The 10,103-nt window shown below is 69.5% G+C and carries 10 protein-coding genes; 8 read left to right on the top strand and 2 right to left on the bottom strand.

What is annotated here, in order from left to right; translation table 11 throughout:
* Positions 1-84: 84 nt before the first annotated feature.
* Positions 85-993 carry a LysR family transcriptional regulator gene (locus tag ADE01S_RS09570; RefSeq protein WP_062681448.1) on the bottom strand — a complete coding sequence of 303 codons (909 nt, stop codon included), beginning with the start codon at positions 991-993 and terminating at the stop codon, positions 85-87.
* Positions 994-1,254: 261 nt separating this feature from the next.
* Between ADE01S_RS09570 and ADE01S_RS09575 the strand changes: the two genes are divergently transcribed.
* From ADE01S_RS09575 to ADE01S_RS09600, 6 genes are all read left to right on the top strand, one after another.
* Complete coding sequence (locus ADE01S_RS09575) at positions 1,255-2,040, top strand: HpcH/HpaI aldolase family protein (RefSeq protein ID WP_062681449.1); 786 nt, start codon at positions 1,255-1,257, stop codon at positions 2,038-2,040.
* 35 nt (positions 2,041-2,075) lie between these two features.
* Positions 2,076-2,774, top strand: a complete 699-nt coding sequence (locus ADE01S_RS09580) for an RraA family protein (protein WP_062681450.1) — start codon at positions 2,076-2,078, stop codon at positions 2,772-2,774.
* A gap of 63 nt (positions 2,775-2,837) precedes the next feature.
* Positions 2,838-3,824 carry a Bug family tripartite tricarboxylate transporter substrate binding protein gene (locus ADE01S_RS09585; RefSeq protein WP_075873264.1) on the top strand — a complete coding sequence of 329 codons (987 nt, stop codon included), beginning with the start codon at positions 2,838-2,840 and terminating at the stop codon, positions 3,822-3,824.
* A 60-nt stretch (positions 3,825-3,884) separates the two neighbouring features.
* Positions 3,885-4,880: a Bug family tripartite tricarboxylate transporter substrate binding protein gene (locus tag ADE01S_RS09590; RefSeq protein ID WP_062681452.1), complete on the top strand. Its 996-nt coding sequence runs from the start codon at positions 3,885-3,887 to the stop codon at positions 4,878-4,880.
* 14 nt (positions 4,881-4,894) lie between these two features.
* Entirely contained in the window at positions 4,895-5,680 is a 786-nt protein-coding gene (locus ADE01S_RS09595; RefSeq protein WP_062681453.1) for an SDR family NAD(P)-dependent oxidoreductase, read from the top strand.
* A 47-nt stretch (positions 5,681-5,727) separates the two neighbouring features.
* Positions 5,728-7,269, top strand: a complete 1,542-nt coding sequence (locus ADE01S_RS09600; RefSeq protein ID WP_062681454.1) for an acetolactate synthase large subunit — start codon at positions 5,728-5,730, stop codon at positions 7,267-7,269.
* Between the two features lie 48 nt (positions 7,270-7,317).
* Here ADE01S_RS09600 and ADE01S_RS09605 read toward each other — a convergent pair whose 3' ends face one another.
* The gene (locus tag ADE01S_RS09605) at positions 7,318-8,283 is read right to left on the bottom strand and encodes a Bug family tripartite tricarboxylate transporter substrate binding protein (protein WP_062681455.1); all 966 of its coding nucleotides are present in this window, start codon (positions 8,281-8,283) and stop codon (positions 7,318-7,320) included.
* Positions 8,284-8,429: 146 nt separating this feature from the next.
* Between ADE01S_RS09605 and ADE01S_RS09610 the strand changes: the two genes are divergently transcribed.
* Complete coding sequence (locus ADE01S_RS09610) at positions 8,430-9,386, top strand: helix-turn-helix domain-containing protein (protein WP_062681456.1); 957 nt, start codon at positions 8,430-8,432, stop codon at positions 9,384-9,386.
* A gap of 103 nt (positions 9,387-9,489) precedes the next feature.
* A partial coding sequence (locus ADE01S_RS09615) for a 4Fe-4S dicluster domain-containing protein (protein ID WP_156494254.1) occupies positions 9,490-10,103 on the top strand: 614 nt, incomplete at its 3' end.

A 10,103-nucleotide genomic window follows, 5' to 3' on the forward strand; every position in this document is an offset into this window, starting at 1 on the left:
TTTTAAATAGATCGTAATACGACATAAAAAGAGAAGAAACCCGGGTTTTTACCGAGCGGCCCGCGGCAAGCCGCGGGCGCGGGATCAAGAGAAGGTCGCGCCCGTCAGGCTGAAATCGCAAAGCGACTTCGCCAGCGGAATGAGGGTTTCGAGAAACGGATACTCGGCGCGGTTGCGGTAGACGGCGAAGTACTTCACGCGCGGCAAGCGCGCGCTGGTCCTCACCCGGACGAGCTTCCCGTCCTCGATGAACTGGCGGACATACTCCGTCGGCAGGCTGCTCAGCCCCAGGCCGCCCACGGTCAGCTGAACCATGACCGTCATGCTGTTGGCCGTGAACACACGATGGTTGGAAATGCCGTTGCGCCGCAGCCATTGCGCGAACAGCTGCGTGCCGATCCCGTGGCGCGAATGCACCAGCATCGGATAGGACGAGAACTCCGCGTTCGTCAGGATGCGATTGGGACAGCCCAGCCGCGGACTCGCCATCCATTGGAATTCCACCTCGGCCAGTTCCTCGGATTCGAATTGTTCGCCCCAGGTGTGTCCCGGCACGAGCGCGAGGTCGATCTTTCCGGCCTTGAGCAGATCCAGGATGGAACCGCCCGCCCCCACCTCCAGTTCGATGACGGCCTGCGGATGCTGCAGCTTGACCTCCTGGATCAGGCGCGGAAGCCAGGTCACGGCCACCAGTTCGCTCACCCCCAGGCGCAGCACGCCCGTGAAGCCGAAGGGATAGCCCATGCGCTCCATCAGCCGTTCGTTGGCATGCAGCACCTCCTCGGCCGCGGCCAGCAGGCGTTGTCCGTGGTCGGTCAGCTTGGCGTGCCGGTAGGCCGGATCGATCAGCCGCACCTGGAAGATCTCGCGCAATTCCGCGATGCGCTTGGCGATGGCCGATTGCGAGGTATGCAGGTGCGCCGCCGCGGCCTGGAAGCTGCCCAGCTTGCCCGCCCAATACAAGGCTTCGAGTTGCTTGATCGTCGGTTTCATGAATTTTTTTCCGGAATTTTGAAGAGAATAACTCCCTTTGTGCTGGTGGGATCGAACGATATCATTTGCCCATGCCGCATCGAGAAAGCACAACGCTCCGCGCCATGCGCGAATACCCAGGGGCCGCAAAGACCGATGCGAAGCCGATAGCCCGAAAAGTCATCGGAATTCTATTCCACGATAAGAGGCAGTGATGAGACAACGCGAAGGACTTTCCCCCGCCGGCGTCGGACCGGATGCCGCAGGACAAGGATGCGTGGCATGAGCGGCAGCGAGCAGCGGGACGACACGGGGCTCAAGGCCCGCATGCGGGACCGGCAGGCGCTTACCGGCGCGTTCGTTCCCGCTCCCAGCCCCGAACTGGTCGAGATCGCGGCGCATGCCGGCTATGACTTCGTCGTGCTGGACGCGGAACACGGCCCCCTGGATTTCGCCGACATCCGCCACATGATCCGGGCGGCGCAGGCCGTGGGCGTGCCGGTGCTGGTGCGCGTGCCCACGGCTTCCAAGGAATTCATCGGGCGGGTGCTGGACTCGGGCGCCGACGGCATCCTGGTGCCGCAGGTCTCGTCGGTCGAGGAAGCCCGGGCCGCCGTGTCCCAGGCGCTCTATCCGCCGGCGGGCGCGCGCGGCGCCGCGTTCTATGCGCGCGCCTACGGCTACACGCGCCGCAGCGGCTGGGACGCGCTGGACCACGTCCAGGACAAGGTCGTGGTGGGCGTCATGCTGGAAACGCCCCAGGCCATCGAACAGGCCCGCGCCATATCCGAAACCCCGGGCGTGGACTTCGTCCTGTTGGGAACGGGTGACCTGAGCGTGACGCTCGGGCGCGGCGAGCACAACCCCGCGGCGCTCGCGTCCGCGGTCGCGCAGGTGGCGGCGCTGGCGCGCGCCGGCGCCATCCCTTTCGGCGCCTCCGCCACCGACCGCGCTTCGGCCGCCCCCTATCTGGACAGCGGCTTTCGCATCATCGTGGTGGGCCTGCTTCCGCTCCTGCTCCGATCCGCCGCGGCCCTGTGCGCCGACATCCGCGCAGCGCGGCCTTAAGCCCGCGACCCGCCAGACCAGACAAGGAGACCGCAATGACAGCAACGGATCCGGCAAGCGGCCGGAATGGCGAGGACGCCCTCGTCGAGCGTTTCGCCGGACTGGGCGCCGCCATCGTGTTCGACGCGATGCACGCCATGGGCCTGCCCAATGGCGTCATGGATACGCGGGTGCGCCATCTCAGCGGCGCGCCGGTGGCGGGACGGGCGCGCACCGTCAATCGCAGCACGGCCGCCGCCAACGCCCGTCAGCCCGCCTTCGGCCCGGACCTGGCCATGGGCACGCAGCAGGTCATCGACTCCGCGCAGCCGGGCGAAATCCTGGTCATCGCGCTGGGCGGCGACGCCTCGGGCGCCACCTGGGGAGCCAATATGGCCACGCGGGCCGCGGCGCGGGGCGCCCAGGCGGTCGTCACCGACGGCGCGGTCCGCGACATCGCCGACATGCCGGCCATCGGCATCGCGGTCTACGCGCAGGGCACCAGCCCGCGGGTGAACTTCCAGCACATCGTCACGCTGGCCATCGACCAGCCGGTCGTGTGCGGCGGCGTGCTGGTGGCGCCCGGCGACATCGTGATCGCCGACCACGACGGTGTCATCGTCGTTCCCGCGGCGCAGGCATGGGAAGTCGCCCAACGCGCGCGGGCCATGCACGAGACCGAGGAGCGCATGCAGGCGGCGATCCGCGACGGCGCCGGGCTGGTGGAGGCCATCCGACAGTACAAGATCCGATAACGCAGTCCCACGGCAACGCTGCCAACAGAGCCGCGGCCCAGCCCCCGACAAGGAGAGACAAGCATGGCATCAACAATGGCAAGCCGCCTGCGGCGCGCCCTGGCCGCGAGCCTGGCCTTCGGCATCATGAGCGGCGCCGCCCTGGCAGCCGACACCTATCCCAGCAAGCCGATCAATTTCCTGATCGGCTACAAGGGCGTCAGCGAAGTATTTTCCCGCGTGATCGCCGAGAAGCTGCAACAGGAATTGGGTCAGCCCGTCATCGTGATGCCCCATCCCGGCGCCAGCGGCGGGATTGCCGCCGGCATGCTGGCCCGGGCCGCGCCCGACGGCTATACCGTGGGGATGGTGATCAGCAATCTGGCCACCAACTCCATCCTGCAGAAAGATCTGGAATACGACCCGATCAAGAGCTTCGAGCCGATCTCCATGATGGGCACCGTTCCGATCGTCATGGCCATCAACCCCAAGGCGGCGGGCGGCATCGCGGACTTCAAGACGTTCGTGGCCGATGCCAAGGCGCATCCCGACAAGTACGCCTTCGGCCAGGCCGGCGCGCTCGGCATGACCCACCTGACCGGGGAACTGCTCAAGCGCGACGCGCACATCAAGATGATCAGCGTGAGCTATCGCGGAGGCGGCGCGGCGCTGGTCGATCTCATGGGAGGGCAGATCGCCGCCCAGTTCCCCACCGTGACGCTCATCGGCCCGCATTACCAGAGCAAGGACCCGCGCGTGAAAGTCGTGGCGATCAGCGCAAGGGAGCGCTCGCCCGTCATGCCCGACGTACCCACGTTCACCGAATTGGGCTACCCCGGCATCGTGGTCAGCGAGTGGTACGCGCTGATGGCGCCCGCCGGCACGCCCAAGCCGATCGTGGACAGGCTCAACGCGGCCTTGCGCAAGGTGCTGGACCAGCCCGACGTCAAGGACAAAATCCTCGGCATGGATGTCGCCGGCAGCGATCCGCAGGCGGTGACCCAGCTGATCCGATCGGAGATCGAGCGCTGGTCCACCCTGATCCATGAGGTCGGCCTGAAGCTGGAGTAACGCCCCCCAACCCCGAGGAGACGGGCCCACCGGGCCCCTCCCGCCCGAATCGGAGTTCCCATGCCTCGCCTTTGCTTCCATGCGCCGTTGCGCCATGGCTGGCTGCGCTTTTGCCTGCTGGCCCTGCTGTTCCTCTCCGCCCCGCTGGCCGCGCGGGCCGGCTACCCCGACCGGCCGGTCACCTTGATCGTGCCCTGGTCGGCGGGCGGCCCCGCGGACGCCGCGGCGCGCCTGATCGCGCGGGACCTGTCCCAGTCCATCGGCCAGTCCGTGGTCGTGGAAAACAAACCCGGCGCGGGCGGCAACATCGGCACGCTGCAGGCCACGCGCGCCGCGCCCGACGGCTATACCCTGCTGCTGGCCACCAGTTCCACCAACGCCATCAATCCATGGCTGATGAAGGCCCAGCCGTTCAAGCCCGTGGACGACCTGACGCCGGTGGCGCTGGTTACGTCGAATTCCAACATCCTGGTCGTCCGGGCCGACTCCCCCTATGCCTCGCTGGACGCGCTGTTGCGCGACGCCCGCCTGCGTCCGGGCGCGCTGAACTATGCGTCCGGCGGCATCGGTTCCTCGCAGCACGTGGCCGGATCCATGTTCACGCAGCAGCTGGGGCTGGACATCGTGCACGTTCCCTACAACGGCGGCGGCCCCGCGGGCAACGCCCTGCTGGCGGGCGAGGTGTCGTTCGCGCTGGATACCGGTACCATTGCCTTCATCAAGTCGGGGCGCCTGAAAGCCCTGGCGGTGGCCGCGGCGCAACGCCTGCCCATGCTGCCCGAGGTGCCCACCTTCACGGAGCTGGGCTATCCCGGGATGGTCACGGGCGCGTGGTACGCCATCGCCGGGCCGGCGGGCCTGCCCCGACCGGTAACGGACTACCTGAACGAGAAGATAAACGCCGTCATGGCCTCGCCCGACCTGAAGGCGCGCCTGGGCGAACTGGGCGCCGTGGCCGCCAGCCCCATGGCGCCGGCGCAGGTGCTCGATTTCATGCAGGCCGAGCTTGAGCGGTACAAGAACGTCGTGGCGCAATTCGGCGCCGTCGCGCAATAGGAGGAGTCGCTTCCATGTTGATCGATCTGACAGGCAAGGTGGCCTTGGTCACCGGCGGCAGCCAGGGCCTGGGCAAAAGCGTGGCACAGCGCCTGGCGCAATCCGGCGCGGATGTCGTGCTGTGGGCCCGCACCGCCTCGGCCCTGCAACAGGCCGCCGACGAACTCTCCCGCGCGGCCCCCGCCCGCAAGATCTGGGCCGTCGCCTGCGACGTCACCGACCCCGCGCAGCTGGAATCGGCCTGGCAGCGCACCGCCGGCCTGTGCGGCGGCGTGGACATCGTGGTCAACAACGCCGGGACCTCCCAGCGCGCGCCCATCGAGGCCATCGCGCTTGCGGCGCTGCGCAGCGACATGGACCTGAAAGTCGCGGCGGCATTGCGCATCGTCCAGCTCGCCCTGCCGCACATGCGGGAGCGGGCATGGGGCCGGGTGATCAACGTGGTCAGCGTGGCGGGCAAGGCGCCGTCCGCGGGCGGCGCCCCCACCGCGCTGGCGCGCGCCGCCGGGCTGGCGCTGACCAAGATCATGGCCGCGGAACTCGCTCCCCACGGCATCCTGGTCAACGCCTTGTGCGTGGGCCTGATCCTGTCCGAGCAATGGAAGGGCTTCCATGAACGCGAACAGCCGCAAGCGCCATTCGACGAATACCTGGCCCAACGCGGCAAGGCCGTCCCGCTGGGCCGTATCGGCCGCGCGGAGGAATTCGCCAACGTCGCCTGCTTCCTGGCCTCCGATCTCGCCTCCTACGTCACCGGCACCGCCATCAACGTGGACGGCGGCCTGTGCCCGGTGACCTGATCCCCGCTGCGGCCACCTCTCTTTTTCCTTCTTCAGGAGTCTCCGCCATGAACGGCGCCAAAAGCCTCGTCAATTCCCTGTTGCAGTCAGGGGTCGATACCTGCTTCGCCAATCCCGGCACCAGCGAAATGCACTTCGTCGCGGCGCTGGACCAGGTCCCCGGCATGCGCTGCGTGCTGGGGCTGCAGGAGAACATCGTCACCGGCATGGCCGACGGCTATTTCCGCATTGCGCGCAAGCCGGCGGCCACGCTATTGCACTGCGGTCCCGGCCTGGCCAACGGCATGGCGAACCTGCACAACGCGCGCCGCGCCCGCAGCGGCATCGTCAACATCGTCGGCGACCAGGCGACCTACCACCGCCCCTATGACGCGCCGCTCACGGCGGACACCGACGCCATGGCGCGCACGGTATCGAGCTGGGTGCGCACCAGCACGCGGGCGCAGGACGTCGGCGGCGACGCCGCGGCGGCGGTGCAGGCCGCGAACGCCTTCCCCGGACAGGTCGCCACCCTCATCCTGCCGTCCGACGCGTCCTGGAACGAAGGCGGCGCGGTCGCCGCAGCCCTGCCGGCGATCGGCCCCGCGCCGCTGGACCCTCACGCGGTGGACAATGCGGCGCGCGTCCTGCGCGGCGGCAAGAATGTGCTGATCCTGCTGGCCGGCAGAGGCGTGCTGGGCGCCTCGCAAGCCCTCGCCTGGCGGGTGGCGCAGGCCTGCGGCGCCGATATCCGCGCCGACTACGTCACGGCGCACGTGGCGCGCGGCCGAGGCACCCTGCAACTGGAACGCGTGCCCTACGGCACCGACCAGGCGATCGCGGCGCTGGCCCGCTACGACCACATCATCCTGGTGTGCGCCAAGCCCCCCGTCGGTTTTTTCGCCTATCCCGGCAAGCCTTCGACGCAATACCCCGCGCACGCCCAGTTGCACGTGCTGGCCCGCCCCGACCAGGATCCGGAAGCGGCCCTGCTGGCGCTGGCGGAAAGCCTGGGCGCGCCCGAAGCCCCCCTGCCCGACCCCGGCCCGCGGCCCGAGGCCGCCAGCGGCGCGCCCACCCCCGAGGGGCTGGCCCGGACGCTGGCGGCGCTGATGCCCGAACAGGCCATCGTCTCGGACGAGAGCATTTCCTACGGCCGGGGCTTCTACCCCCACACCCACGCGGCTCCCATGCATGACTGGCTGCACCTGGCCGGCGGCGCCATCGGAGACGGCATGCCGGTGGCGACCGGCGCGGCCCTGGGCGCGGGAGGCAAGCGCCGGGTCATCAACCTGCAGGCCGACGGGTCGGCCATGTACTCGCTGCAATCGTTGTGGACGCAGGGGCGCGAACGGCTGCCCGTAACCACCATCATCCTCAACAACCGCAAGTACAACATCCTGATCGGCGAGTACCAGGGCGTCGGCGCCACGCCGGGCCCGACCGCCATGAGCATGCTGGACCTGGGCAATCCGGACCTGAAGTGGGTGTCCATCGCCGACGGCATGGGCGTCGAGGCCGCCCGCGCCACCACCATGGAGCAGTGCGCCGACCTGATGGCGCGCAGCTTCAGGACCGACGGCCCCTTCCTGATCGAACTGATGATCTGACGCCGCGCGGCCGCCGCACTGCCATCCGGCAGTCCGGCGGCCGCCGCCTTATTTCGTCGGCGACAGGTTCGCCGCCTTGGCGGCCTGCGCATACATCGGGATCTCCTTGGCCATGGTCTCGGCCAGGGCCTTCGAGGCGCTGCCCACGGGCTCGATGCCCAGCTCCAGCAAGCGCTCGGACACCGCGGGCTCGCGGACGGCGGCGGCAACGTTGGACTGCAGCTTTTCGATGACGGCGGCCGGCGTGCCCGCCGGCGCGTACAGAGACGACCAGAACGACATGGCGAAACCCGGCGCGCCGGACTCCGCGACCGTCGGCACGTCGGGCAGCAGGGCGAAACGCTTGGCCCCGGTGACGGCGAGCGCGTTCAGCCGGCCGCTGCGGATCTGCGGCAGCACCGCCGCCGTGTCGATCAGCGCGAAGTCGATCTCGTTGGCCAGCAGCGCGGCGACCACCGCGGAGTTGCCCTTGTAGTTGACGACCTCCGCTTCCAGGCCGACACGGCTGGCGAATACCCCGGTGGCGAGCTGGAACGAATTGGCGCCCGCGCCGGCGAACAAAGGCTTGCCGCTTTTCTTGCCCTGCCCCACCAGGTCCGCCACGGAGCGGGCGGTGCTGTCCGCCTTGACGGCCAGGATCATGGGGATGTCCCCGACCAGGGAGATCGGCGCGAAGTCGGCCACGGGGTCGTAGTCCAGATCGCGGTAGATGGCGGGATTGACGGTCATGCCGCTGCTCGGCCCCACCAACAGGGTGTAGCCGTCCGGCTCGGCGCGCTTGACTGCGCCGATGGCGATCGCACCGCTGGCACCCGGCCGGTTCTCGACGATGAAGGGCTGACCCAGCCGGCGCTGGAGCTGCTCGGCCATCAGGCGGGCAAGAATGTCGTTGCCGCCGCCCGGCGCGAAACCCACGACCATGCGCACCGGCCGCGCCGGGTAGTCCTGCGCCGCGGCATGACAGGCCGACACGGCGAGCATCACGCCCGCCCACAAAGAGAGATACCGTTTCATGCCACGCTCCATTCGTTGAACACAGTGCGCCGTTACTGGGGAATGCACGGATGGCCCATTCTCCACCGGCTGGCTACATTGGGCACGACCCAACGTGCCAGCCGATGCCGCTGGCAGCGACAGCCCGAGACGTACCCGGAGCCGAGATGGCACCTGAATGGCACAACTGGAGCACCCACGATCACGGCCAGCACGCCCTGGCGTTCTGGCACGACGCGGTCTGCGCCGGCGTGCTCGATTCCGAGTTCCGCGCCGAGCCGGATGCCGGCTTCGCGGGCACCATGTCCAGCCAGACGCGCTCGGGCGCCCGCCTGGTGAATTTCGCCAGCTCCCCGCACATGATCCGGCGCTCGCAGCGCCACGTCAGCCGCGTCAACGGCGACCACCTCATGCTCAGCCTGCAGCTGGAAGGCCGCGCCCTGATCTCCCAGGGCGATGAACAGCTGTGCCTGCAACCGGGCGAATTCGGCCTGCTGGACACCGGCTCGGCCTTCGACATCACGTTTCCGGAATCCACGGCGCGCCGGCTGGTGCTCTTGCCGCGCCATGCCCTGAGCGCGCGCGCCCCGGGCCTGCGACGGCTGCGGGCGCCGGCCAGCCTGCCAGCCGACATGCCCTTCGCCCCCGTGCTGGCCGAGACCATGCGCCTGCTGACCGATTCCGCGGTCAAGCTCCAGGACCGCACCGTCGATACGCTGCTGGATACGGTCATCGAGATCGTCGCGCTGCATTGCGCGTCCGTGGCGGACGCGTCCGCCGCCCCGTCCACCGAACTGAGTTTCGTCGGCGTGAAGCGCCACATCGACACCGCGATCGCCGACCCGGCGCTATCGCCCGCGTCGGCGGCGGCCGCCTGCCGGATCTCGGTGCGCACCCTGCACCGCCTGTTCGCCCGCCATGCCCAGCTGTCGTTCGAAGCCTACGTGGTGCAGGCGCGCCTGGCGCTGGCGCATGAGCTGCTCTCGGCCGGTCGCACGCGCACCGTGAGCGAAGCCGCTTTCGCCTGCGGTTTCAACAACCTCTCCCATTTCACGCGGCGCTTCTCCGAGCGCTACGGCGACTTGCCCGTGAACCTGCTGAAGCAGGGCCAGGCCCGCGCCTGACGCCCTGAGCGGCGCCCGCTGGCGCGCTGGGCACAGCCCCGCGCCGCGCCACGCGACAGAATGAGCTCCATCCCGGCGCTGGCCGGCAAGCTCCTGTCGCACCATGTCCAAAACCATCACCATCCACCGCCTCGATGCCGCCCGCGCCGCCGCCGACAGCTGCGTGCATTTCGGTTTCTGCACCGCGGTCTGTCCCACCTACGTGCTCGACGGCGAAGAACTCGACTCGCCGCGCGGCCGCATCGCGCTGGCCCGCGAAGTGCTGTCCGGCACCGCCGCGCCCAGCCCGGCCGCCGTGCGCCATCTCGACCGCTGCCTGTCCTGTCTGTCCTGCGAGACCACCTGCGCCGCCGGGGTGTCGTACCGCGACGTCATCGACGGCGCGCGCGAAGCCATCGAGCAAAGCGGGGTGCGCCCGCTGCCGCAGCGCCTGCTGCGCTCGGCGCTGGCCCGCGTGTTGACGACGCCCGCGCTGCTGCGCCCCGCACTCGCCGCCGGCCGCCTGCTGCGCGGCGCGGCGGGCCGGCTGGGCGGGCCGCTGGGCGCGCTGGCCTCCCTGTCCGCCGCGCCCGGGCTGGCGGCGCTGGCGCGGCGCGGCGAGCCCGATCCGGAGCCGCCCGCGGACGCGACCCGCCGCGTCGCGCTGCTGGACGGCTGCGCCCAATCGGTGCTGGGCGCCGAGATCAATGCCTCGGCCCTGCGGCTACTGGCCCGCGG

This window comes from Achromobacter denitrificans NBRC 15125 (genome assembly GCF_001571365.1).
Classification (GTDB): domain Bacteria; phylum Pseudomonadota; class Gammaproteobacteria; order Burkholderiales; family Burkholderiaceae_B; genus Achromobacter; species Achromobacter denitrificans.